This window comes from Bosea sp. Tri-49, assembly GCF_003952665.1.
In the GTDB taxonomy this organism is placed as follows: domain Bacteria; phylum Pseudomonadota; class Alphaproteobacteria; order Rhizobiales; family Beijerinckiaceae; genus Allobosea.
The window spans coordinates 1,422,970-1,447,470 of sequence record NZ_CP017946.1 but is presented as its reverse complement, the minus strand read 5'-3'; the positions used below and the strand labels follow the sequence as shown (position 1 = coordinate 1,447,470).

General features: G+C 65.2%; 22 protein-coding genes. 15 read left to right on the top strand and 7 right to left on the bottom strand.

Going from position 1 to position 24,501, the window contains the following annotated elements; all coding sequences use genetic code 11:
- The first annotated feature begins 5 nt into the window (after positions 1-5).
- Positions 6-1,304 (top strand): lipoprotein-releasing ABC transporter permease subunit, encoded by a 1,299-nt coding sequence (locus tag BLM15_RS07025; protein ID WP_126111654.1) that lies wholly within the window; start codon positions 6-8, stop codon positions 1,302-1,304.
- A 12-nt stretch (positions 1,305-1,316) separates the two neighbouring features.
- Positions 1,317-2,006, top strand: coding sequence for an ABC transporter ATP-binding protein (locus BLM15_RS07020; RefSeq protein WP_126111651.1), 690 nt, complete (start codon positions 1,317-1,319; stop codon positions 2,004-2,006).
- Between the two features lie 9 nt (positions 2,007-2,015).
- Here BLM15_RS07020 and tagH read toward each other — a convergent pair whose 3' ends face one another.
- The 3 genes from tagH to BLM15_RS07005 are packed head-to-tail and all read right to left on the bottom strand — an operon-like array spanning position 2,016 to position 5,877.
- Positions 2,016-3,389 (bottom strand): type VI secretion system-associated FHA domain protein TagH, encoded by a 1,374-nt coding sequence (gene tagH / locus BLM15_RS07015; RefSeq protein ID WP_126111649.1) that lies wholly within the window; start codon positions 3,387-3,389, stop codon positions 2,016-2,018.
- 60 nt (positions 3,390-3,449) lie between these two features.
- Complete coding sequence (locus BLM15_RS07010) at positions 3,450-4,007, bottom strand: DUF6931 family protein (protein ID WP_126111648.1); 558 nt, start codon at positions 4,005-4,007, stop codon at positions 3,450-3,452.
- Positions 4,008-4,014: 7 nt separating this feature from the next.
- Entirely contained in the window at positions 4,015-5,877 is a 1,863-nt protein-coding gene (locus BLM15_RS07005; protein WP_126111645.1) for a type VI secretion system Vgr family protein, read from the bottom strand.
- A gap of 116 nt (positions 5,878-5,993) precedes the next feature.
- On the opposite strand from BLM15_RS07005, the gene BLM15_RS07000 reads away from it, so the two are divergent.
- The 10 genes from BLM15_RS07000 (at position 5,994) to BLM15_RS06955 (ending at position 19,001) form a co-directional block, all read left to right on the top strand.
- A complete protein-coding gene (locus BLM15_RS07000; RefSeq protein WP_236846595.1) occupies positions 5,994-6,539 on the top strand; it encodes an OmpA family protein in 546 nt (181 codons plus the stop codon).
- A 47-nt stretch (positions 6,540-6,586) separates the two neighbouring features.
- Positions 6,587-8,119, top strand: a complete 1,533-nt coding sequence (locus BLM15_RS06995; RefSeq protein ID WP_126111643.1) for a type VI secretion system protein TssA — start codon at positions 6,587-6,589, stop codon at positions 8,117-8,119.
- Between the two features lie 225 nt (positions 8,120-8,344).
- A complete protein-coding gene (gene tssB, locus BLM15_RS06990) occupies positions 8,345-8,881 on the top strand; it encodes a type VI secretion system contractile sheath small subunit (RefSeq protein ID WP_126111641.1) in 537 nt (178 codons plus the stop codon).
- An 11-nt stretch (positions 8,882-8,892) separates the two neighbouring features.
- Complete coding sequence (gene tssC / locus BLM15_RS06985; protein ID WP_126111639.1) at positions 8,893-10,395, top strand: type VI secretion system contractile sheath large subunit; 1,503 nt, start codon at positions 8,893-8,895, stop codon at positions 10,393-10,395.
- A gap of 155 nt (positions 10,396-10,550) precedes the next feature.
- Entirely contained in the window at positions 10,551-11,033 is a 483-nt protein-coding gene (locus BLM15_RS06980; protein ID WP_126111637.1) for an Hcp family type VI secretion system effector, read from the top strand.
- Positions 11,034-11,166: 133 nt separating this feature from the next.
- Positions 11,167-11,715 (top strand): type VI secretion system baseplate subunit TssE, encoded by a 549-nt coding sequence (locus tag BLM15_RS06975; protein ID WP_236846594.1) that lies wholly within the window; start codon positions 11,167-11,169, stop codon positions 11,713-11,715.
- A gap of 6 nt (positions 11,716-11,721) precedes the next feature.
- Entirely contained in the window at positions 11,722-13,683 is a 1,962-nt protein-coding gene (gene tssF, locus BLM15_RS06970) for a type VI secretion system baseplate subunit TssF (protein WP_126111635.1), read from the top strand.
- Positions 13,680-14,768, top strand: coding sequence for a type VI secretion system baseplate subunit TssG (gene tssG, locus BLM15_RS06965; protein ID WP_335904819.1), 1,089 nt, complete (start codon positions 13,680-13,682; stop codon positions 14,766-14,768). The genes tssF and tssG overlap by 4 nt, the downstream gene beginning before the upstream one ends.
- A 10-nt stretch (positions 14,769-14,778) precedes the next feature.
- On the top strand, positions 14,779-17,478 hold the full coding sequence (tssH, locus tag BLM15_RS06960) for a type VI secretion system ATPase TssH (RefSeq protein WP_126111633.1): 2,700 nt from the start codon (positions 14,779-14,781) through the stop codon (positions 17,476-17,478).
- A gap of 197 nt (positions 17,479-17,675) precedes the next feature.
- On the top strand, positions 17,676-19,001 hold the full coding sequence (locus BLM15_RS06955) for a M23 family metallopeptidase (RefSeq protein WP_126111631.1): 1,326 nt from the start codon (positions 17,676-17,678) through the stop codon (positions 18,999-19,001).
- A 9-nt stretch (positions 19,002-19,010) separates the two neighbouring features.
- Here BLM15_RS06955 and BLM15_RS06950 read toward each other — a convergent pair whose 3' ends face one another.
- A complete protein-coding gene (locus tag BLM15_RS06950; RefSeq protein WP_126111629.1) occupies positions 19,011-19,385 on the bottom strand; it encodes a nuclear transport factor 2 family protein in 375 nt (124 codons plus the stop codon).
- 66 nt (positions 19,386-19,451) lie between these two features.
- Positions 19,452-19,643: a hypothetical protein gene (locus BLM15_RS06945; protein ID WP_126111627.1), complete on the bottom strand. Its 192-nt coding sequence runs from the start codon at positions 19,641-19,643 to the stop codon at positions 19,452-19,454.
- Positions 19,644-19,958: 315 nt separating this feature from the next.
- On the opposite strand from BLM15_RS06945, the gene BLM15_RS06940 reads away from it, so the two are divergent.
- The 3 genes from BLM15_RS06940 to cysN are packed head-to-tail and all read left to right on the top strand — an operon-like array spanning position 19,959 to position 23,244.
- Positions 19,959-20,717: a phosphoadenylyl-sulfate reductase gene (locus BLM15_RS06940; RefSeq protein WP_126111625.1), complete on the top strand. Its 759-nt coding sequence runs from the start codon at positions 19,959-19,961 to the stop codon at positions 20,715-20,717.
- Positions 20,714-21,616, top strand: coding sequence for a sulfate adenylyltransferase subunit CysD (gene cysD, locus BLM15_RS06935; protein WP_236846593.1), 903 nt, complete (start codon positions 20,714-20,716; stop codon positions 21,614-21,616). The genes BLM15_RS06940 and cysD overlap by 4 nt, the downstream gene beginning before the upstream one ends.
- Entirely contained in the window at positions 21,616-23,244 is a 1,629-nt protein-coding gene (gene cysN, locus BLM15_RS06930; RefSeq protein WP_126111621.1) for a sulfate adenylyltransferase subunit CysN, read from the top strand. The genes cysD and cysN overlap by 1 nt, the downstream gene beginning before the upstream one ends.
- 62 nt (positions 23,245-23,306) lie before the next feature.
- On the opposite strand, the gene BLM15_RS06925 is transcribed toward cysN, so the two are convergent.
- Both BLM15_RS06925 and BLM15_RS06920 read right to left on the bottom strand, forming a co-directional pair.
- Positions 23,307-23,957 (bottom strand): EF-hand domain-containing protein, encoded by a 651-nt coding sequence (locus tag BLM15_RS06925; protein WP_126111619.1) that lies wholly within the window; start codon positions 23,955-23,957, stop codon positions 23,307-23,309.
- A gap of 107 nt (positions 23,958-24,064) precedes the next feature.
- Positions 24,065-24,496, bottom strand: a complete 432-nt coding sequence (locus BLM15_RS06920) for a RidA family protein (RefSeq protein ID WP_126111617.1) — start codon at positions 24,494-24,496, stop codon at positions 24,065-24,067.
- Positions 24,497-24,501: the final 5 nt, after the last annotated feature.

The following is a 24,501-nucleotide window of genomic DNA, read 5'->3' as shown; positions in this document are numbered from 1 at the left end:
CGGTCATGAGCGCCGTCGCCGAAGCCCGGGGCGCCAAGAGCGTGCCGACCGGCACCAAGCCCTTCGCCGGATTCGAATGGCTGCTCGCCGGCCGCTATCTGCGCACGCGCCGGCGCGAGGGCTTCGTCTCGGTCATCGCCGGCTTCTCTTTCCTCGGCATCCTGCTCGGCGTCGCCACGCTGATCATCGTGATGTCGGTGATGAACGGCTTCCGCAAGGAGCTGCTGGAGAAGATCGTCGGCGTCAACGGCCACATCTTCGCGACGCCGATCGATCGGCCGCTCGACGATTACGAGCAGGTCGCGACCAAGCTGCGCCAGGTCCAGGGCATCAAGCTGGCGATCCCGCTGGTCGAGGGGCAGGCGCTCGCATCCTCGCAGGTCGGCAATGGCGGCGTGCTGGTGCGCGGCATCTCGGAAGACGACATCAAGTCGATCCCGTTCATCGCCAACAATGTCCGCCAGGGCACGCTCGACGGCTTCGCCTCCGCGGGCGGCGTCGCGATTGGCCGCCGGCTCGCCGGCTCGCTCGGCCTGCAGGCCGGCGACACCATCACCATCGTCACGCCGCGCGGGGCATCGACGCCGTTCGGCACGGCGCCGCGGATCAAGGCCTATCCGGTCACGGCGGTGTTCGAGATCGGCATGTCGGAGTTCGACGCTTCCTTCGTCTTCATGCCGCTCGCCGAAAGCCAAGCCTATTTCAACCGCGATGGCGACGTGAACGTCATCGAGATCTTCATCGACAATCCCGACCAGACGCAGGCGGTGCGTGACCGGATCGAGGCCGATCCGCCGAGGCCGCTGGTCCTGTCTGACTGGCGTCAGCGCAACCGCACCTTCTTCAATGCGCTCGAGGTCGAGCGCAATGTGATGTTCATCATCCTGACCTTGATCGTGCTGGTTGCGACGCTGAACATCGTCTCCGGCCTGATCATGCTGGTGAAGGATAAGACTGAGGATATCGCGATCATGCGCACCATGGGCGCCTCACGCGGTACCGTGCTGCGGGTCTTCCTGATCACGGGCGCGACGATCGGCGTGGTCGGAACCTTCGCCGGATTCGTCCTCGGCATCGCCTTCGCCAAGAACATCCAGACCATCAACAAGGGCTTGAGCAAGCTGCTCGGGATCAATCCCTGGGATCCGACGGTGCGCTTCCTGAGTGACATCCCGTCGGTGATCGACTGGCGCGAGGTCATGAGCGTCGTCATCATGACGCTCATCCTGTCGCTGCTGGCCACGCTCTACCCGGCCTGGAAGGCGGCGCGTCTCGACCCCGTCAAAGCCCTGCGGATGGGTTGAGGATTTCGATCGATGGCAACCGAGACGCCAGCGCTCTTTCTCTCCCAGATCGAGCGCTACTACCCCCAATCCGACAGGCCGCTCGAGGTGCTGCGCAAGGCCGATTTCGCGATCTGGCCAGGCGAGCTCGTGGCGTTGGTCGCGCCGAGCGGCACCGGCAAGTCGACTTTGCTGCATGTCGCCGGCTTGCTCGAGAGTCCTGACAGCGGCGAGGTCTTCATTGGCGGCGTGCCGACCTCGCAGCTCGACGACAAGGGCCTGACCCGGCTCCGGCGTACCGAGATCGGCTTCGTCTACCAGTTCCACCATCTCCTGCCGGAGTTCACGGCGCTGGAGAACGTCATCCTGCCGCAGCGCATCCGCGGGCTCGGCAAGGTCGAGGCGAAATCGCGCGCGACTGAGTTGCTGAGCTTCCTCGGCCTCGGCGAGCGGCTCGACCATCTGCCGGGCGAGTTGTCGGGCGGCGAGCAGCAACGTGTCGCGATAGGGCGTGCCGTCGCCAATGCGCCGCGCGTGCTGCTGGCCGACGAGCCGACCGGCAATCTCGACCCGCAGACTGCGCTGCACGTCTTCAACACGTTGGTGGCGCTCGCGCGCGCGTCTGGGTTGGCTGCCCTGATCGCGACGCACAATCTCGACCTTGCCCGGCGCATGGACCGCCAAGTCACGATCCGCGACGGGCTGGTGGTGCCGTTGACCTAAGCGTTTGGTTCAGCGGCCGCCGCGATCGTAACACTCGGCGAAATAGAGCATGAAGGCGTCGACCAGCCCGTCCTCGTAAGGCGCGGTCTTCGCTTCCCAGCGCGCGACATAGGCGTCCCAGAGCTTGCCCTTGCGCGAGGACAGCAGACCTTCGATCCCGCGACCGGCGTCGAGGCCCTCGGCGACCGCCTGCGGATCGAGATCCTCGACCAGCATGCGCAGTGCATGCTGCATGGCCGAATAGGTCTTGATCTGGTGGATTTTGAGATCCTTGAAGCTCTCCTCGAACGCTTTCTGGGCGCTGAGATAGCCGCTGGTCGGCCGTCCGAAGATCAGCTTCAGCGCATCCTCGATCGTCGGCGAGAACTTTAGCGGGTTGTTGTCCTGTGCCTGGATCATCGTCTGGTTCGAGCTGCGGGCGATGCGCTTGCTCTCGGCACGGGCCGCCAGCAGGGCCTTGAGCTCGATAGCGATCAGGCGCATGAGCGCGCCGGTCTGCTGGGCGAAGGCGCCGGGGTCCTGCCATGACAGTTCCTCGACCGGCAGGCCGGCACCGCGGGCGAAGCGGGCGATGAACTCGGCCGGCGAGATTCCCGGGCCGCCAATCGGAGCCCCCATCGGTGTAGGCGGAGGAGCGGGGCGCGATGGCGCCGGCTCGTGCGGCGCATCGAAGCTCGGGCGCCCTGGCGGCGCGGCTTGAGCCTCGTTCCAGGGATCGCCATTGCCGCCTTGCGAAGGTGGCCGGCGCGGCGTCGGGATCGGCGCGATCGGCTCGGGCTCGGGAATTGGAGGGGCCTGGTAGGGCGCCCAGGCGAGATCGTCGGGCCGTGACGAGGGCGGCGGCGCGGCCGGTTGCGGCGCGTAGGCTTGCGCTGACTCGGCCGGCGTCGGGATATCGGCGGCCCAGTCGATGAAAGGCGCGTGCACCGGCTGGTACTTCTGCGGTGGGATCAGGTCGCGACGGGCGATCGGCGGTGCCTCGTCGCCATTCGACTCCCACAGCGATTCTCCCGGCGGCGGCGGCATGGCCGATCGCTCGGCAGGGCCGGGCGCTCCGCGCTCGGCTTCGTCGATCGCGACCGCGATGAGGTAATGGCCGATCTCGAGGCGGTCGCCATGCTGCAATCGGTAGGGCGACTGCACGCGATAAGCTCCGCCATTGACGAAGGTGCCGTTGGTCGAGATGTCGCGCAGCCAATAGGCGTTGTCGTTGAAGCGGATCTCGCAATGGCGGCCGGAGACGGCGCGGCTCGGGTCGGGCAAACACCAGTCGAGATGCTGGTCACGACCAATGTCGAGTCCGCGCCCGCCGCTCAGCGTCACGCTCAACGGGCCGCCATCCGGCAGCGAGGCCTGATTCTCGATCGTCAGCGTCAGCGCCATGTCGGGCCGCCCGCCTTGCCGTCGCCGGGCCCTGGCAGCCGCATTGGCGCCGGGGCCATGTTATGGTCTGGTCCTGCCGCTTTCGTCATCGAGCAGACGAATGCACGCTTCGACGCAGTTTCGCAATGCGGTATCACGCTCGCGCTCGGGTACGCGCCCAAGCGCGGTTAATACCGCTATGCGTGCCGTCTTTGCCGTTAGGTCCGGGGGAGAGGGTATGGTGTGAGTCGCGACCATGCTTCCACCGGAATAGCCGGCCGCGAGTGCGACCCAGGTGCCCAGGCTGGCATGATGGCCGCTCTCGCCCAGTGCCAGAGCAGCCCGGCGTGTCTCGTCGGTCGGGTCGCGCACCCAGGCCTCAGCCAACTTTAGGCCGGGATCGGCCGGAGTTCCAGGTGGCATCATGCGCTGGATGCTTTGCAGCGCCCACCAGACTGTCTCGCGGCGCGGCATCAGGAAAGCGCAGAAGCCGATCGCGTCCTTGTGTTCGCCAGTTTTGACCAGGGCGCGCAGGAAGGTCAGCGGCGGCTCACTGGTCGGTGCGGTGCCGATGACCTGCCGCGCAGTCGGAAAGGCCTCAAAGACCTGCTGCGCCGTGCTGAAGCGAAGTTTCGACATCGCCGCCTCAGTTGATCTTGATGATGCCGCCGGTGATCGTAGTCGCACCGCCGCCATGGATTTCGGTCTTGCCGGTGCTTTGGACCGTGATCGTCGGCGAGGAGATGGTGATGTTGGTCGGCGTCATCGTGATCTCGCTCTCGCCGCAGACCAGCTTGATCTCCAGCGCGGCCTCGACATAACGCTTGCCCTGCTTGACGTGCAGCTTGTCACTGCCGCTCAGGATCTGTGTAGTGCGGGCGAAGTCGGTCGGGCCGCCCTCGAAGTTCTTGCCGACATCGCGAGTCTCGAGGTTGAAGACCTCGGTCTTGTGGTCACGCTCGGCCTGCATGGAGAAGACCTCCTTGCCGGCGAGATCCTCGAACTTGATCTCGTTGAACTTGCCCGACTTGCCGCCGCCATCGGTGGATTCCGACTTGAGTCCGGATTGGGTCTTGTTGGCCGGCAGGTCGTAGGGCGGCATGTGCTGGTCGTTGACCACCGCGCCGGTGATGATCGGTCGGTCCGGGTCGCCACCGATATAGGAGACGACGACCTCTTGGCCGATGCGTGGGATGACCTGCCCGCCCCAGTTCTTGCCCGACCAGGCCTGTGCAACGCGAACCCGGCAGGATGTCGACTCCTTCTCGCGGTCCCAATGGAAGCGCAGCCAGACGCGGCCATATTTGTCGACGTCGATGTCGCCTTCCTCGCCCTTGTTCTTCTCGCCCACCACCTTTGCCGTGTCGGGGCCGATCACGAGTGGCGAGGGGGTCACCAAGGGTGCTCGGAAGCGCTTGTCGGCCTTCTGCAACTCGTAGGAGCCGTGATAGATCGCTTCGTCGGAGCGTTTCGACGAACGGTAGCTCTGCACGCCATAAGCATGTGTGGCGCGCACCACCAGATACTCTGCATTCTCCGCCCCGACCGCGTGATCGGTCAGCGTCATCAGCGTGCCGGGGTTGAGGCTCGGGGCATCGCCCATGGCGAGGCGGCGCTCGTCCTGCGCCTGTTCGGCCTGGGCTTGGATTCGGGCGAACTTATCGCCCTGGCCGCGCTCCAGATATGCTCCCGGATAGTCGAAAGCCTCGTACGCCTTGGTACGCGGGAAGCCCTCCTCGGCCCGGGCTGTCAGGTCGGAGGTCGATTTCTCGAAATCATAGTCCTTGAGCTCGACCTTGCCGGTGCGCAGCCGTCGCTGCGCCGACCACTGTGTCAGATGCTCGATAGGGCGCCGCTGGCTCTTGTCCTTCGGCATGAACGGATAGGCGCTGCCGGCGCCGGCGAAAGTCGGTTCGGCGGCTGCGGTAACCGCATCATGTGAGCCGCGGGCATCTGAGAGGATGAGCTTGTGATCGCCTTCGGTGTGCTGAAAATAGTAATAGATGCCGTACTTCTCCATCAAGCGCAGGACGAAGTCGAGATCGCTCTCGCGATACTGCACGCAGTAGTCGATCACCGGCGGCTTCTCGCTGACGCGGTCGTCGAAGCTCGCCTTGTCTTCTTTTCCAAAAATGATCTTGATGATGTCGATCGCGGTCTTGTTCTTGAAAATGCGGCAATCCGAGCGCTGCGAGAGCAGCCAGAGCCAGGGGCGCAGTACGAAGCGGTAATGGTCGAGATCGTTCTCGCGGCCAAGCCATTGAGCCTCGACCAGTACCCCGTTGAAGATTCTATCCTTGCCGTTCTTAAGCGTCATCTTGATGGCGCATTTCTCGCCGATCAAGCTTTGTAGGTCGGAATTTGCAGTCGTGCACGTAGCTTCGACCTGATAGACGAACAATTCGCTGAGAGCTTCTCTTGCCTCAAATTTGAGAAGCGAAAAGACATCTTGCCCGGCCGGCGTGGTAAAAGAGGCAAGTCTTTTAGTTTGTCCAAGGGCGGCGGGCATCAACCAGACCTCATGGGTTGCGGCAAGAAACGACTATTGACTCAGCAAGCGCTGCGAGCCATAATTTGCGCCGTCAATCTTCAACCGCCTCAGCGAACCTAAACAGGAGGAAGACCGTGCGCAAGCAGGCCCTTGTCATGGTTAGTGCCGCTCTTGCAGCAGGCTTCTGCGCGCTGTCGCCACTTTCCGCGCAGGCGCAGGCCTACAAGGCGGATGACATCGTCAAGCACTTCGGGCCCGCGACGCCGAATCTCGGTGTTTCGCGTGGCTTGTGCGTCGGCACCGAAGCCGAATGTAACAAGGCCGGTCACGTCGTGAAGCCGGCCAGCGCCTTCGATCTCATCGTCAAGTTTAAGTACAATTCCGATGTGCTCGAGTCGGAGGCGAAGCTGAACCTCGACGAGTTCGCCAAGGCGCTAAAGGACCCGCAACTCGCGGCGAGCAGCTTCCTGGTCGAAGGACACACCGACGCCAGCGGCACAGCCGACTATAATCTGAGCCTGTCGGAGCGCCGGGCAAAGGCGGTCGTGCGCTATCTGAGCGAGCGCGGCGTCGATACCGCCAAACTCGTCCCGCGCGGCCTTGGCCAGACCAAGCCCGTTGTCGCCGACAAGTTCTCTGCCGATAATCGCCGGGTCGAGACACGGCTGCAGGTGGAATGACGGCCTGGCGGCCGAGCCCCGACATACTCGACCAACGGTGAGGGGGCATGGCTGCGCTCAATTTCGCTGACCTGGCGAAGCCGGTTTCGGCCGACGACCCCTGCGGTCCCGATCCGGACGCCGAGGCGGATTTCATGAATGTGCTGGGGCGCCTGGAAGTGGCGCTGCCGACCTCCTATTTCCGTCGCGAGGACGATGGGCGGCAGGTTTCCTTCGATCGCAGCGCGATCGATTTTCCAGCTGCTTTCGATGATCTCGGCAAGATTCTGAAACAGAGCCGCGATCTGCGCGGCTTCGTCCTCGCCGGCAAGCTCTGCCTCCTCAATCGCGACATCCCCGGCTTTGCAGCCTGCCTCGGGCTGATTACGAGCTACCTTGGCGAGTATTGGGAGGAGATCTATCCCAGGGCCGAGGACGGCGACTTCATCATGCGCGAAGTCGCCCTGCAGGGGCTCGACGAAAACGCCACCATCGTCCTGCCGTTGCAGCATGCTCCGGTCTTCACCAGCAAGCGGCTGGGGCCGGTGATGTTCCGTAGCCAGCTCATCGCCTTGGGCGAGCTGCGTGCCAGCGAGGACGAGCAGCATCCCGATGCCGGCGGTATTGCTGCCGCTCTGAAGGAAGCCGAGGTCTCCGATCTGACGGCGATGCTCGGCCACGTGACGGCGATCCGCGACGCACTCTTGCGGCTGCGTGCGATCTGGAGCGAGCACCTCGGTGCCGACCAGGCGGTGACCTTCCCGCGGTTGGCGGGGCTGGTCGGGCAGATCATCACCTTCCTCGAGGCCGCGCTCGAAAGACGTGCGCCGGCTCAGCAAGGTGTCGTCGCCGTCGAGGTGCCAGGCGGCACCGGCGGCACGGTCATGGTCGCTGCAGTGGCCGTCCCGGCCGGAGCCTGCGCCTCCGTTGCCGAGGCGCAGGCTGCGCTCACCGGCTGTCTCACCTATTTCCGGCGGGTCGAGCCGTCGAGCCCCGCTGTGCTCCTGATCGGGCAGGCGCAACGCCTGATCGGAAAGTCGCTGATCGAGGTCATCCAGATCATGTTCCCGGAGCATGTCGACAAGGCGATGCTCGAAATCGGTGACGACACGAAATATCAGCTGCCGCTCGAGCGTCTGGGTGGTGACGGCTACGACGGCGGCAGTGAGGACGAGAGCAGCAGCTACGACGACAGTAGCGGCTATGATGACAGCGGCGACGACGACAATTCCTCATCCGGCGATGATGAGGACAGTGGCGCAGAGGACGAGCCGGCCAACGATGCTGGAGAGTCCGAGGCGGAGACGTCGGAAAGCGCGGACGACTGGACAGAAGACGCACAGCCGGAGGCTGAGCCCGAGCCCGAGCTCGAGCCAAAAAGGCCCGCGGCGGCTGCAGGTGTGCCTGCGATGATCGTCGCAAACCGCGCCGAGGCGATCGCCCGGATGAAGTCGGTGGCTGCCTTCTACCGCCATGCCGAGCCGTCCAATCCGGTCCCCTTGCTGATGGACAAGGCCTGTGCGCTGGCGCAGCAGGATTTTCTGTCGCTGCTGAGCGATATCCTCCCTGAAGTCGGCATAAGGCAGAGCAGCGACGAATAGCGTCGCGTCGGCCCGATAACGGACCGTCGCGCCTCATTCGTTCGGTGGATGCGGATAACGTCATCCATCTGCAAAGTCGGGCTGGCTGAACTCTGCCGCCGCCGATTCGCGCAGTTCGAAGAGAACTGTCAAGCGATTGGCAAGTGTGTATGGTATAGCGAGCTGGATCGTTAGCGTGGTATCGCGCTGTCCTTGCGTGATGCCTCTAGAGGAAGGGGCGCCGTCATGGCCGGAGATTCAGGGCAGAGATTCATTCGCCGCAACAGGCCGCCGCGCGTCCACATCACCTATGAAGATCCCTACAATGCGGATCAGAAGATCGAGCTGCCCTTCGTCATGGGCGTCCTCGCCGATCTCTCCGGCAATGCCTCCGAAGTCGAGAAGTCCGATATCGGCGAGCGCAAGTTCCTCGACGTCGACATGGACAATTTCGACCAGCGCATGGCCGCGATCTCCCCGGGTGCTGCTTTCGCCGTGCCGAACAAGCTCGGTGGCGAGGGCGGCGACAAGCTCTCGGTTTCGCTGAAATTCAAGAAGTTCGACGATTTCAGCCCGGCTGCGATCGCTCGTCAGATTCCGGCGACCGCCAAGCTGCTGGAGGCGCGCGAGCAGCTCGCCAACCTGCTGCGCTACATGGACGGCAAGGTTGCGGCCAGCGACCAGCTCAAGGCCCTGCTCTCCGATCCAAATCTGATGGCGGCGCTGAAGGACAAGCTCGGCGAAAAGCCAGCTGACGATAACAAGCAGGACGGCAACGGGTAAGCGAGGCGGCCATGGCGGAAGCACAGATCAAACAACCCGGCACAGAGACTGCAGAAGTCCGCGAGGTCGATGACTTCTCGGCGCTCCTGAAGCAGAGCTTCAAGCCGAAGACCGAACGGGCGGCGAGCGAGGTCGAGAATGCGGTTGCGACCCTGGTCAACCAGGCGCTCGCCGACCAGACGCTGATCAAGGGCGACGTGCTCGATACCATCGAGGAGATGATCGCCCGGCTCGATGCTAAGCTCAGCGAGCAGATGAACGAGGTGCTGCACGCGCCGGAGTTCCAGAAGCTCGAGAGCGCCTGGCGCGGCCTCAACTACCTCGTCTTCAACTCCGAGACCGACTCGCAGTTGAAGATCAAGGTGATGAATGTCGGCAAGAGCGAGCTCTACCGCAATCTGAAGACCTATCCCGGCGCCCGCTGGGATCAGAGCCCGCTCTTCAAGCAGATCTACGAGCAGGAATTCGGACAGCTCGGCGGCCAGCCCTTCGGTGCCTTGGTCGGCGACTACCACTTCAGCCACGTCCCGGCGGACGTGCAGCTGCTGCGTGATCTGTCGAAGGTCGCCTCCGCCGCCCATGCCCCGCTTTTCACCGGCGCCGATCCGACGCTGATGGGCATGGACTCCTGGACGGAGCTCTCCAATCCGCGCGATCTCGGCAAGGTCTTCGACACGCCGGACTACGCGGCCTGGAAGGGCCTGCGCGACGCCGCCGACTCCCGCTATGTGGGCCTGTGCCTGCCGCGGGTCCTCGCGCGGGTTCCCTACGGGGCGAAGTCGGAGCCGGTCGAGGAGTTCGCCTTTGAGGAGGACACCGACGGTCACAAGGGCGAGAAATACGCCTGGATGAACGCCGCCTATGCGATGGCGGTCAACATCAACCGGGCCTTCAAGGAGTATGGCTGGTGCACCCGCATCCGCGGCGTCCAGTCGGGCGGCGAGGTTCTGAACCTGCCGACCCACACCTTCCCGACGGATGACGGTGGCGTCGACCTGAAGTGCCCGACCGAGATCGCGATCAGCGATCGCCGCGAGGCGGAGCTGGCCAAGTCCGGATTGATCCCGCTGATCCATCGCAAAAACACGGACAAGGCGGCCTTCATCGGAGCGCAGTCGCTCTACAAGCCCAAGGCCTTCTTCGGGCCAGACGGCGTTGCTGCGACGGCCTCCGACAACCTGTCCTCGCGTCTGCCCTACATGTTCGCCGTGTCGCGCTTTGCGCACTATCTGAAGTGCATGGTGCGCGACAAGGTCGGCTCCTACAAGGAGCGCGAACCCCTGCGTCGCTGGCTGCAGGAGTGGATCACCGAGTATGTCGACGGCGATCCGCTGAACTCCAGCGAGGAGACGAAGGCGCGCAAGCCCCTGTCCGAAGCGCGCATCGACGTCTTCGAGGACGAGGAGAACCCCGGCTATTATTCGGCCAAGTTCTACCTCCGGCCGCATTTCCAGCTCGAGGGCATGGATATCGGTCTGAGCCTCGTCTCGCGCCTGCCGGCGCCCAAGACCTGAGGCCCGGGCGCGCCGCCAGCGCGCAGGACATCCAGGACGATAGTTGGCCCTGCGCTTGCCGCGCAGGGAGAGTGGCGACGCATGGGGGGAGCTCTCCAGGCGACGCGAGTTCTATGCCCAAATCACCCTGAAACAGCCAACCATTGGAGAGCACCATGGCAAGCGACTTTCTCTTAGAGATCGACGGCGTCAAAGGCGAGAGCCAGGATTCCAAGCACAAGGAGACGATCGAAATCGAATCCTTCTCCTGGGGCGTCAGCAACTCCGGCACACACGCAGCCGGACATGGCGGCGGCGCCGGCAAGGCCAGCTACCAGGACCTGCACTGCACTGCCAATGTCAGCAAGGCTTCGCCGGTGCTGATGTTGAAGTGCGCCACCGGCGACCACATCAAGAAGGCTGTCCTCTTTGTCCGCAAGCAGGGCAAGGAGCAGCAGGAGTTCTACAAGGTCACGCTCGAGGACCTGCTGGTGTCGAGCTATCAGTCCGGCGACTCGACCGGCGGAAACCCGGTTCCGACCGACCAGTTCTCGCTGAACTTCTCCAAGATCAAGTTCGAGTACAAGGTCCAGAACAAGGACGGTTCGCTCGGCGCGACCTCGACCGGAACCTGGAACCTCAAGGAAAACAAGGAGTAAGATGCTGCTGCGGCCGGGCTCGCTTCAACGGGCCTGGCCGGCGCAGTATTCGGCTTCGAGCGGGCTCCTGGCGATCATGGCAGCGATCGCCGGGAGTCCATCGCTTTGAGTAACCGCGTTCGGGAATGCGCATATGGTTGACCCCAAGGCGAAGAACCGGTTGCGTCCGCCGCTGATGTTCGCCTTCCGTGAGGCGCATCGCAGCAAGGACGCCAAGGTCCATCTCGACTTGCGTGACGCTGGTGGCGAGCGGGTGGTGGCCGGCCGCCGCGCCGCGCCGCGGGCCGCGATCACCGAAAGCAAGCTCCGCCAGGAAATCGCGCTTGATCTCGAGGCCCTGGTCAACACGATCAATTTCGGCTCGTCCACTGATCTGTCGCGCCACGAGCATGTACGCCGCTCCGTGCTCAACCACGGCTTTCCCGATATCCAGAACAAGTCGATCGACGAATACCGGGTCGGCGCGATCAAGGACGAACTTGCCCAGGTCCTGCTCGCCTACGAGCCGCGCTTGCTGAAGCAGTCGATCGTGGTCGAGCGCGACGAGGGGCTCGACAAGGCGGAGTTGAAGATCCGCTTCGTCGTGCGCGCCGATCTCAACTGCGAGCCGCTCAACATTCCGGTACAGTTCGTCGCCGATGTCGAGCTCGATACCGGCAAGATCGCGATCAAGAATAGATAACGCCTCATGAACCAGGAATTCCTCGACTTCTACAATCGCGAACTCCGGCTCTTCACCGAGCATACGAAAGAGTTTGCCGAGGAATATCCCGGGATCGCCGAACGGCTCGGCGGACTGGTCGGCGAGCGCATGGACCCGATGGTCGCCGGCTTGCTCGAAGGCGCTGCCTTCCTCGCCGCGCGAGTCCAGCTCAAGCTCAAGCACGAATTCCCGGAATTCACCAACAATCTACTTGAGCAGCTCATCCCGAATTACCTCGCGCCAACCCCATCGGCCCTTCTCGCCGGAATTGCGCCGATCTACGGCGACCCGGCCCTGCGCGACGGTGTCGAGGTGCCGCGCGGCTCTTATCTCGACGCAACTTACGTCGAGCGCGACCGGCGGGTCGCCTGCCGCTATCGGCTTGGCTCGGCCGTGACGCTCTGGCCGTTTGACGTCGCCTCCGCCGAGTACATCGCGGCGCCGGGGCCGCTGCAGGCGCTAGGGCTACCAGCCGACGGGCGGGTACTCTCGGGCCTGCGCCTGTCGCTGACGCACCGCGTTGCCGCCGACCCGACGGAGGAGCCGTCGCCGGAGGAGGCCAAGAAGCAACCGGCGAGCTGGTTCGCCGGCTGCAAGACCCGCGAACTCACAATCCATCTTCTCGGCACCGAGGCGGACGCGATCGCACTCTACGAGCAGATCTTCGGTGACCGCCTCGGCGTCTATTTTCGCTACCTCGACGAGTTCGGCGATCCTGTCGTGCTGTCGGGCGCGGAATGCTCGGTCGAACAGATCGGCTTCGATGAGGACGACGCGTTGCTGCCGGCCGACACGCGGATTTTCCGCGGATTCGACCTACTGCGTGAGCAGTTCTGGTTTCCGCGCAAATTCCTCGGCTTCAAGCTGGCCGGTCTCGACAAGGTGATGTCGCGGCTCAAGGCCAAGACGGTCGACGTGATCTTTGTCTTCGACGAGGTCAACACGCGCCTGCCGGCTGCGGTGCAGCGCCAGATGTTCGCACTCTATGCCGCCCCGGCGGTGAACCTGTTCGAGAAGACCACCGACCGCATCCCGGTTCGCAAGAACGAGCACGAATATCATGTCGTGCCCGATCGCAGCCGCATGCTCGATTATGAGCCGCATTCGATCCTCGAGGTCTATGCGCACTATACCGGGGGGCGGGACAAGCAGCCGGTCCACCCACTCTATTCCTCGCCGGATGGCGCCTCGCCGACGCAGGGCCTGCTCTATACGCACCGGCGCTTGCCGCGCCGCCGCTCGACGGCCGAGCGGCGCGAGGGCAGGGCGTCCGACTATACTGGCACCGAGATCTTCATCTCGCTCTACGAGCCGGCGACGGTCTCCGATGCCGCCTCTGTCGCCGAGCTCAGCGTCCGGGCTCTGTGCTCCAACCGACACCTCACCGAGCATCTGCCAACCGGCACTGGTGGGGCCGATTTCCGCCTGATCGACAATGTCGTGCTCGACGTGACCTGCCTCGCTGGGCCAACCCCGCCGCGCGAGCCGATCGTCTCGCAGCTCAGGCTGCGTTCCGAGATGGCGAGCACGGGCGTGGTTGCCTGGCGGCTGATCAACATGCTCAGCCTCAACCATCTCGGCCTCGTCCAGCGTGGCGCCGGCGAGAATGCCGAGGCACTGCGCGAGATGCTCTCGCTCTTCGCTGACCTTGCCGACAGTGCCACCGAGCGCCGCATCCGCGGCATCAAGAGTGTCGACAGCCGCCCCGTGATCCGGCGTTTCCCGCAGCGGGCCGGAACTGGCGCTGCCCGCGGGCTCGAGATCACGGTCCTGCTCGACGAGAAGGCCTTCGAGGGCAGCGGCGTCTTCCTGCTTGGCGCCGTGCTTGATCGCTTCTTCGCAGAATACGCGGCGATGAACCACTTCACCCAGACCGTGATCCGAACGGTCGAGCGCGGCGAGGTGATGCGCGGGCCGCCGCGCGCCGGCACGAGGCGCATCCTGTGAACAAGACCGCGCCCACGCTACCGGAACCGGCCGCGCTCGATGTGCTGCGCGTCGAGCCGCCTTTCGTCGAGGGGTTGCAGGCCGAGCCCTGGCGCCATGATTTCTACGCGGTACTACGCCGGATCGAGCGTAGCTTCCCGGAGCGCGAGCGTATCGGCGATGTCGCCGCACGGCGCGACGAATACGTCGCGCTCGGCGAGCAGCCTTATATGGACTTCCCGGCCTCGACTTTCGCTGAGGTCGACCGCGACCTGCAGGGGCGGCTGCGGCTCTTCGTCAAATTCCTCGGCCTGCTTGGCCCACAGGGCGCATTGCCGCTAGCGACGACCGAGGAGAGCTATCACTGGCAGCTCGTCCGCGACGACGCCTTCCCGCGCTTCCTCGACATCTTCAACAACCGCTTCCTGCAGCTCTTCTATCGAGCCTGGGCCGATTCCCGGCCGATCGCGCAGCATGACCGGCCCGACAAGGACCGTTTTGTCGCCTATGTCGGCAGCATGGTCGGCTTGGGTTCCAAGCCCTACCAGAACCGCGATAGCGTTCCCGATCCCGAAAAGCTGGCCCATGCCGGGCTCGCTGGTGCGCAGGCCAAGTCAGCCTCGCGCCTGCGCAGCCTGCTCGCTGGCCTCTTCGACATCGAGGTCGAGGTCGAGCAGTTCGTCGGCATGCGGCTGGTCTTTGATCCGGAGGACCGGACCAAGCTCGGCCGCGGCCAGTGCAGCCTCGGCAGCAATGTCCTGCTCGGCGCCAGTGTCTACAGCGTCGAGGACAAGTTCCGGGTCAAGCTCGTCGCGCGCGATCTTGAGCAGTTCAATCGCTTCCTGCCGAATGGTGATCGCTGCGAGCCTCTGGCCGATGCGGTGTTCTTCTATCTCGGCGAACAGTTCGAATGGGATGTCGAGCTCGCCTTGCCGGTCGGCAAGGTCAGGCCGATGCAGCTCGGCCGTTTCGGCGCGCTCGGCTGGTCGAGCTGGGTCTCGCCGAACTGGAACGTGCCGGACGGCAGCTTGCGCCGCGATGCGCGTTTCCATCCCGCTGAACGCATGCGGCTGAAGCGCAGCCAGCAGACACAGAACCGACGATAAGGAGGCAGTCATGGCCGATATCAGTCTCGAAGCCGTCACCGGAAAACTCAACCGCGTCGGCTATGAGGCCTTCATCCAGGCACTGCGCCAGGCCAAGGGCGCCGGCAACCGCAATGTCGAGCTGGCGCACTGGCTCGCCCAGATCCTGCAGCGACGCTCGACCGATATCGGGCTGACGGCGCAGCATTACGGCCTCGACATGGCCCGGCTCGCCACCGATATCGGCGGCGTCATCGAGGGCTTCCGCAAGAACGAGACCGAGATGCCCGGCGTTGCCAACAACGTCGTCGACGTGCTCGACCGCGGCTGGCACTACGCCACCCTGTTCTTCGGCGAGACGCAGATCAGGACCGGCCATGTCCTGGTCGCGGCGCTGAAATCGCTCGAGCTCAAGCGGGCGCTCACCGGCATCTCGAAGGAGTTCGGCAAGATCCCGGTCGAGGAGCTCGCTGCCGGCCATGCCAAGATCTGGAAGGACTCCGAAGAGGAGAACCTGCGGCCGATGGACGGCTCGGGCCTGCGCGCCGCGGGTACGCCCGGCGCCGAGCAGGCCGAAGGCGCCAAAGGCACCACCGCGCTCGACCGCTTCTCGCAGGATCTGACCGAGAAGGCGCGCTCGGGTACGATGGACCCGATCCTCGGTCGCGACGACGAGATCCGCCAGGTCATCGACGTGCTGATGCGCCGGCGTCAGAATAACCCGATCCTGACCGGCGAGGCCGGCGTCGGCAAGACGGCGATCGCCGAGGGCTTTGCCCAGCGTATCGTCGCCGGCGACGTGCCGCCGCCGCTGCGCGGGGTCAAGGTCTGCGCGCTCGACATCGGCCTGATGCAGGCCGGTGCCTCGATGAAGGGCGAATTCGAGCAGCGCCTGCGTTCGGTCATCGACGAGGTCCAGTCCTCGCCGACGCCGGTGATCCTGTTCATCGACGAGGCGCATACCCTGATCGGCGCCGGTGGCCCTGCCGGCACGGGCGACGCCGCCAATCTGCTCAAGCCGGCGCTGGCCCGGGGCACCTTGCGCACTGTCGCGGCGACGACCTGGTCGGAATACCGCCAGTATTTCGAGAAGGACCCGGCGCTGACCCGGCGCTTCCAGCCGGTGCAGGTCGATGAGCCCGATGTGCTGCGCTGCTGCACCATGCTGCGTGGCCTGATCGGCCCGATGGAGAAGCACCACAAGGTCCGCATCTCCGACGCCGCCATCGTCGCCGCGGTACAGCTCTCCTCGCGCTACATCCCGGCTCGCCAGCTGCCCGACAAGGCGGTGAGCCTGCTCGACACGGCTTGCGCCCGCGTCGCGATCAGCCAGACCGCGACGCCGGCGGCGATCGAGGATGCCCGCGTCGCGATCTCCGCACTGGAGAAAGAAAAGGTCGCCCTGATCGCCGACAAGGATCTCGGCGATGCCACCGACGAGCGCCTCGGCAAGATCGACGAGGAGAACGCCGAGCTCCAAGCGAAGCTCGAGGCGCTGGAGGCAGACTGGGCCTCCGAGCTTGCTCTCGTCGAGGAGATCACGCTGCTGCGCGGCAAGCTCGGTGAGAAACCGGCCGGCGAGGCCGTGGCTGCCGACGGAGAAGCCCCAGCCGAGACCGCTCCGGCCGAAGCGCCCGTCGATCCGGAAGCGACGCGCGCCAGTTTGAAGGACAAGTTCACCACGCTCGGCGCGATCGATCCGGCCAACCGGATGATCTACGCCCATGTCGACGAGCAGTCGGTCGCCTCGGTCGTTTCCGACTGGACCGGCATCCCGGTCGGCCGCATGGTCAAGGACGAGATCGAGACCGTGCTCAACCTCGCCGCGACGCTGAACAAGCGCGTGGTCGGGCAGGGGCATGGCATCGGCATGATCGCCAAGCGCATCGAGACCAACCGCGCCAAGCTCGACAATCCGAACAAGCCGATCGGCGTCTTCATGCTCTGCGGCCCCTCCGGCGTCGGCAAGACCGAGACCGCGCTGGCACTGGCGGAATCGCTTTATGGCGGCGAGCAGAACGTCATCACCATCAATATGAGCGAGTTCCAGGAGGCGCACACCGTCTCGACGCTGAAAGGCGCGCCTCCCGGCTATGTCGGCTATGGCGAGGGCGGCAGGCTGACCGAGGCTGTCAGGCGCAAGCCCTATTCCGTGGTGCTGCTCGACGAGGTCGAGAAGGCCCATCCCGACGTGCACGAGCTGTTCTTCCAGGTCTTCGACAAGGGCCAGATGGAGGACGGCACTGGCCGGCGCATCGACTTCAAGAACACGCTGATCATCCTGACCTCGAATGTCGGCACCGACGAGATCATGCGCATGGCCGGTGACGAGAGCAGCCGTCCCGATGCCGAAGAGCTCGCAGTCGCGCTGCGGCCGGCCCTGCTCAAGGTCTTCCCGCCGGCGCTGATCGGCCGCCTCGTGACGATCCCCTACTATCCGCTCTCGGGCGAGATGCTGGGCGGCATCGTCAGACTGCAACTCGGTCGCATCGGCAAGCGCCTGCGTGACAACCACAACGCCGCCTTCGTCTATGACGATGCGGTGGTCGAGCACATCGTCGCCCAGTGCAACGACCCCGATTCAGGCGGACGCATGATCGACAACATCATCACCAATTCGATGCTGCCGGCGCTCTCGCGCAGCATCCTCAACCTGCAATTGGAGAAGAAGCCGCTGACGGAGGCGAAGGTCACTGTTGAGGACGGAGCGTTCCACTACGCCTGCAACTGAGGCTGGGCCCGCCGATCGGCGCGGTCGTCATTGCGAGCGCAGCGAAGCAATACATGAGCGTTCGCGCGACGGCGTCCGGGTCGCTTCGTCGCTTCGCTTCTCGCAGTGACGGGGGGACGCCGGCGGAGAGACAAGTATCGCTGGCAGGCGCTGTTTGAGCTATACTTGCGTGGTGGGATCGGAGCGGAAATAGAAACGTGCAACCGGTTCGCCTCAAGCGGCGGTCTGACGAGGCTGCCACCCCGACCGCTCTCCAGCCGGAGAGCGAGATTCCGCGCCGTCCGCGCAGCGGTGGCGGCAGGTCAGGATCACGGCGCGGCGGGGTGTTGCCCTGGACGCTGGCGGTGCTGGCGATCATCGGCGCCGGTGTCACCGGCTACCTGCTCTATGAGGAAAAGAGCCGCGTCGCCGCGCTCCAGCAGGAGCAGGCGATCCTGCAGAGCAGCTATGACGAGAAGCTCAAGGCGCTGCAGCGCCGCCTCGTCAGCGCCATCGTCGCATCCGGTAGTTCACCCGGCCTGCCGGCGCAGCCGGGCCAGCCGGCCGGGACTGGACGGGCGGGCGATCAACTTGCCGACCTGATCACCCGCCAGATCGAACTCGAGGCCCGTCAGGCCCTGCTCGGCGCGCTCGCCGGTCAGGCGGTCGGGCCGATCCTGCCGCAGGGCGGTGCGCAGGCGCCGGGCGGCAACCAGTTCGCCGATGGTCAGAACGTCCTCGACCGCGTCAATCCGGCCGTGTTGGCACAGCAGCGCCGGCAGGTCGCGGCGGCGGTCAAGGCAGCTGAGACCATGTCGCTCGACCAGCGCATCACCATACTCGGCCAATCGCTCGACCGCGTGCAGAACGGTCAGAGCCAGCAGCTCCCGGCGCTTGGGCGCCAGCTCGTCGGACGCGTGCAGGAGGTGAGGGCAGCGCTGGCCGAGGTCGGGCTCGACCCGGCCAATGTCAAGCTGCCACCGGGCCGGCCCGGCATGGGCGGGCCGCTGATACCGATGACGGTAACGCTGAAGGCAGGCACCTTCGAGCATGCGTTGATGCAGCTCGGAGAGGCGAGGGCGGTTTTCGGCCGCTGGCGGGACCTGGCGGCGATCGTCCCATTCCAGCGCCCGCTCGAAGGCGACGACAGCACGACCAGCAATTTCGGCCCGCGCTCGGATCCCTTCACCGGCGGCACGGCGATGCATGCCGGCATGGATTTTCGCGGCGAGACCGGAACGCCGGTCCGCGCCCCCGGAGCGGGAAAGGTGCTGCGCGCCGAGGTCGCCGGCGGCTACGGCAACCTCATCGAACTCGACCATGGCAACGGCATCACCACCCGCTACGGCCACCTCTCGGCCTTCGACGTCAAGGAAGGGCAGCTTGTTGCAGCAGGGCAGATCATCGGCCGTGTCGGCTCGACGGGACGCTCGACCGGACCGCATCTGCATTATGAAACAAGGTTGTCGGACGAGGCGCGCAATCCGCTGAAGTTCATTCAGCTCGGCGACAAGCTCGCGGTCGGGCCGAGCGGCCTGCGCTAACCCTCAAGGCTATTCGATCACCTGCCAGGCGCTTCCGGTATCGTAGAAGAAGCGCTCCTCGGCGATGCGATCACCCTGCCAGCGCTGGAAGGCCAGCTCCTCCAAGCGGCGCGTGACGCCGGTCTTATCGGTTGCATCAAAAATCCAGCGGACGACGACATGATCGCCGTCGACGAGCACCGCAACAGGCGGGTGCGTGTGCATCTCGTTGAGTCTCGCCAAGGCCCGCGCCTCATGCGCCATCAACGCCTCGCGGCCCCGACGGGGCTCGTTGGCGTTCTCCTGCATGGTCGCGTCGTCGGTGTAAAAATCACGGATAGCGCCGACATGGTCGCCGCTGACGACGGCGGCGACGAAGGCATCAACTCTGGCGCGCTCAGGCATGGTCATCTCCATCTCGTCAGGTCGAGATGGGGAGAGTAGCTGCATTCGCAACCGGGCCTGTCAGTATCAGGTTCGGCGCTTGGGCGCTCCGGGCTTGGTTGGACTTTGGGGTGCGACAGGGTCACTGGCGGGAAATGTGCCCTCGAGCGCCTTGTCGAGGTCGTTCTCGCCCTTACTGCGGGCCTTCTTCTCGTCCTTACGCTGCTCGCGCTGCTCCTTGCGCAAGCTCTCGACCGCCTGGTTCGCGGAATTCGCCATGACGTTCCCCTGTTGCGTCGCAGGGCCCAGCCTGCCTGTCCGCTCAACGCAGGTGCCGGAGCGAAAGTTCCTATGGCAAAGGGCAAGCCGCACCGGTGTTCGCCGCGTCAGTTAGGCAACGCTGGAAGGATCTTCTCCTTCTTCCTCCAAATAAGAAAATTCACGCTACCTGATGTAAATTGATTGGTCGGCGTTCAGGTTATATGTGGATTGTTCGATTTACAGAACACCCGAGCGATCGGTTTGGAACGGGTGATGATAGGCGAGGGCGCCGCCAAGCGGCTCGCGCCATCGTCGTCCGTGTAGAGCAAGCACATGTTCGAGTTGCAGGAACAGGCCGGAAACCTCAATGCTGCGTTCGGAACGGCGGATGCCGCCGAACGCCTTGCGGGACTGGCGCGGCAAGTTGCCGGGCGCCTCGTCTTCACCACCAGCTTCGGTCTCGAAGACCAGGTCGTCACCCATCTGATCGCAACCCAGGCGTTGCCGATCGAGATCGTCACGCTCGACACGGGTCGGCTTTTCGGTGAGGTCCATGCGCTCTGGGCGGACACTGAGGCGCGCTACGGCATCGCGATCACGCCGTTCTATCCGCGGCATGACGCCGTCGAGGCTTTCGTGCTCAGCCACGGCATCAACGGCTTCTACAATTCGATCGAGGCCCGCAAGGCCTGCTGCAATGCCCGCAAGGTCGAGCCGCTCGGCCGGGCGCTCGCCGGGGCCGCTGCCTGGATCACCGGCCTGCGCGCTGACCAGTCGGCTGCGCGCGGTGGCGTCGCCCTTGCCGAGGTCGACCGGGAGCGCGGTCTGGTCAAATTCAATCCGCTGCTCGACTGGTCGCGCGACGAGGCCCTGGCCTTCGCCCGCAAGCACGACGTCCCGCTCAACCCGCTGCACGAGCAGGGTTTCCTCTCGATCGGCTGCCAGCCTTGCACCCGCGCGATCCAGCCGGGCGAGCCGGAACGGGCCGGGCGCTGGTGGTGGGAAGAAGAGGCCGCCAAGGAATGCGGCCTGCATGTCGGCCCGGATGGCCGGCTGGTGCGGTCCAAGCCGGCCGCGGAGGTTTTGGCGTGATCCAGCTCAGTCATCTGCAGAAGCTTGAAGCCGAGGCGATCTTCATCATCCGTGAGGTCGTCGCGACCTGCGAGAAGCCCGTTCTGCTGTATTCGATCGGCAAGGACTCGGCGGTGCTGCTGCATCTCGTGATGAAGGCCTTCTATCCCGGCAAGCCGCCTTTCCCGCTGCTCCATGTCGATACGACCTGGAAGTTCCGCGACATGATCGCCTTCCGCGACCAGACCGCCAGCCGCCTTGGCCTCGACCTGATCGTGCACGTCAACGAGGAGGGCGTGCGTGCCGGCGTCAATCCGTTCGCCTCGGGCTCGCGCCTGCACACCGACGTCATGAAGACGCAAGGGCTGAAGCAGGCCCTCGACAAGCATGGCTTCGACGCGGCCTTTGGCGGCGCCCGGCGCGACGAGGAGAAGAGCCGGGCGAAGGAGCGGGTGTTCTCGCTGCGCTCGGAGCAGCATCGCTGGGACCCGAAGAACCAGCGCCCGGAGCCCTGGCGGCTGTTCAACACGCGCAAGGCGCCGGGCGAGAGCTTCCGCGTCTTCCCGCTGTCCAACTGGACCGAGAAGGACGTCTGGGACTACATCGCGCTCGAGAACATCCCGGTCGTGCCGCTCTATTTCGCCGCGCCACGCCCGGTCGTGCGTCGCAACGGCGCCTGGATCATGCGCGACGACGAGCGCATGGAGCTTTTGCCCGGTGAGCAGCTCGAGACCCGCATGGTCCGCTTCCGCACGCTCGGCTGCTACCCGCTGACCGGGGCGGTCGAGAGCGAGGCGGCGAACCTCACCGACATCATCGCGGAAATGCGGGCGTCACGCTCCTCCGAGCGCGAGGGCCGCGTCATCGACCATGACGGCTCGGGCTCGATGGAACAGAAGAAGCAGGAAGGCTATTTCTGATGGCGGCGCTCGCGAAGTTGAAGGGCCAGCCCGCTCCGGCTGGCCAGCCGCATCCCGCCAATGATCAGGGCCAGAACACCGAGGGCAGCGCTCGTGCCCTGCTGCGGTTCATCACCTGCGGCTCGGTCGACGACGGCAAGTCGACCCTGATCGGCCGCATCCTCTACGAGGCCGGGGCGGTCTTCGACGACCAGCTCACCGCGCTCGACAGCGATTCCCGCAAATTCGGCACGCAAGGCGCGGCGCCGGACTTCGCGCTGCTGGTCGACGGGCTCTCGGCCGAGCGCGAGCAGGGCATCACCATCGATGTCGCCTATCGTTATTTCTCGACCGACGCTCGCAGCTTCATCGTCGCGGACACCCCCGGCCACGAGCAGTACACCCGCAACATGGCGACCGGCGCCTCGACCGCCGACCTCGCCATCATCCTGATCGATGCCCGCAAGGGCCTGCTGCCGCAGACACGCCGGCATTCCTTCATCGTCTCGCTGGTCGGCGTCCGCCATGTCGTCGTCGCCGTCAACAAGATGGACCTGGTCGGCTATGACGAGGCGGTCTATCGGCAGATCGAACAGGATTACCGCAAGGCGGTCGCCGGACTCGGCTTCGCCAGCATCGATTTCGTCCCGGTCTCGGCCCGCGACGGCGAGAACGTGACCAGTCTCTCCGGGCTGACGCCATGGTATCGTGGGCCGGCGCTGCTGCCCTTGCTCGAATCCGTCGTGGTCGTCGCAGAGGCTGAGGTCGAGGCCGGCTTTGCCTTGCCCGTGCAATGGGTCAACCGGCCCGATCTCGACTTCCGTGGCTTCGCCGGCACGGTCGCGCGCGGACGCCTGCGCGTCGGCGATGTGGTCGCGGCGCTGCCTTCCGGCCGGCGCAGCACGATCGCCCGCATCCTCGCGCCCTCCGGCGACGTCTCGCAGGCGGGCGCCGGCCAGTCGGTGACTGTCACGCTCACCGACGAGATCGATGTCTCCCGTGGCGACGTCATCGCCTCGCTCACGCACGGCCCCGCGGCGCAACAGGAGCTGCGGGCGCGGCTGCTCTGGACCGGCGAGGCGGCGCTGCGCGAAGGCGGCGAATTCATCCTCAAGCTCGCCACCGCGACCGCCAACGCCCAGATCATCCGGCTGCACCATAGCGTCGATATCGAGAGCTATGCCGAAGCGCCGGCCGAGAGCCTGGCGATGAACGGGATCGGCTTGACGACCCTGAAGCTCGATCGGCCGCTCGCGGTGCTCGACTACGCCCGCAGCCGCGAGCTCGGCGGCTTCATCCTGATCGACAGGCTCAGCAACCAGACGGTTGCCTTCGGTTTCGTCGATATCCGCACGGCTCAGGACAAGACTCGCTCTATTACTGAAGCCGGTGCTGCTGGCCGCGCTATTCTGCGGCTCGTCGGCTGGCGAGGTGCGCAGGAGCGGCGTGTCTGGTTCGAGGCGGCGAGCTGGCGTCTGGCGTCCGGATTGTTCGTCTTTGCCGCCGTGGCGCTGCCGACGGGGCAGTGGGCTCTCGCGGCTGCTCTTGGGCTGGGCGATGTGGTGCTCCGGCCGCTGCTGAAGGGCCTGCATGCCAGACTATGGGCTCGGAGGGCGCCGCCTGCGCTCTATGACGGGGCCGGAATCTGAAAAGCAAAATCTGAAGAGCGCCGGACGGCCTTCTGCCGGCCCGGCGTTGTGCAAGCGGTGACTTAAGCCGCCTGGGAATAGGTTGCGCCAGCCGGGGGTTTTGCTCCAAGCTGGTAGGTCTGGCCATAGGCTTCGGACGCGCCGGCGACTTCCGGTGGCGGCGGTGGAGGCGGCCGGTGCGAGGCGCGCTCCTCCATCTGCTTCTTGAAGTCGTCCATCTCCTTCTTGGAGATCTTGCCGTCCTGATCCGCGTCCATCGCGGCGAAGAGGCGGCTGAGCAGGCCGTTCGAGCCATCGCCATCGGGAGCGACCGCCTTCAGGAATTCTTCCTTGGCGACGCTGCCGTCGGAATCGGCGTCGAGCTTGGCGAAGTAGTTCTTGTCGTCGCCGTCCTTGGCGTCGGCCTTCTTCGCCGTGGTGGCGCTGGCCGAATCCGACTGGAGCATCAGCAAAAGGGCCTGCATCTGCTGGTCGGCCTTCTCGAACTTCGCCTTGAAGGCGTCCGATTCCGCCTTGCTGACCGAGCCGTCCTGGTCGGCGTCCATCGCCTTGAACAGCCTCTCGGTCTTCTTGCTGTCGGCGCCCTTCGGCGCGCCGGCGGCAAATTCATCGAGGTTGAGCACCCCGTCGCTGTTGCCGTCGAGCTTGTCGAAGCTCGGTGGTTTCCCGGGCGGTGGCGGACGAAAGCCCCCAACGCCGCCGATGCTTGTCATGCGATACTCCTGGTTACGCACCGCCCGGGAATGGGCGGCGCCGTCGAGTATCGTGGATAATTCTTGGTAAATTCCTATCAGCTCGGAAACCTTGCCGGGTCGAATGCTCAGTCGGCCAGCACCGCCGTCGCTTCGATCTCGACCATCGCCTCGGGCTCGACCAGAGCCGCGACCGCGACCACCGCCATGGCCGGGAAATGCCGGCCGAAATTGGCGCGATAGGCCGGGCCGAGCTCGGCCAGGCTTTTGCGATAGGCCTCGATGTCGGTGACGTACCAGGTCAGCCGCACGATATCCTCGACCTTGCCGCCGCCGGCTTCGACCACCGCCTTGATGTTGGCGAGCGTCTGGCCGACCTGCGCGACGAAGCCTTTGGCGAAGACGCCTTGAGCATCCCAGCCGACGAGACCGCCGGTCATCAGCACCTTGCCCTCGGCGACCATGCCGTTGGCATAGCCGCGTGGCTGGGGCCAGCCTTCGGGCAGGACGGCGCGGGCGCGACGCGAAACAGGGTCGGAGGGCGGCATGCCGCTGGTCATGGCGT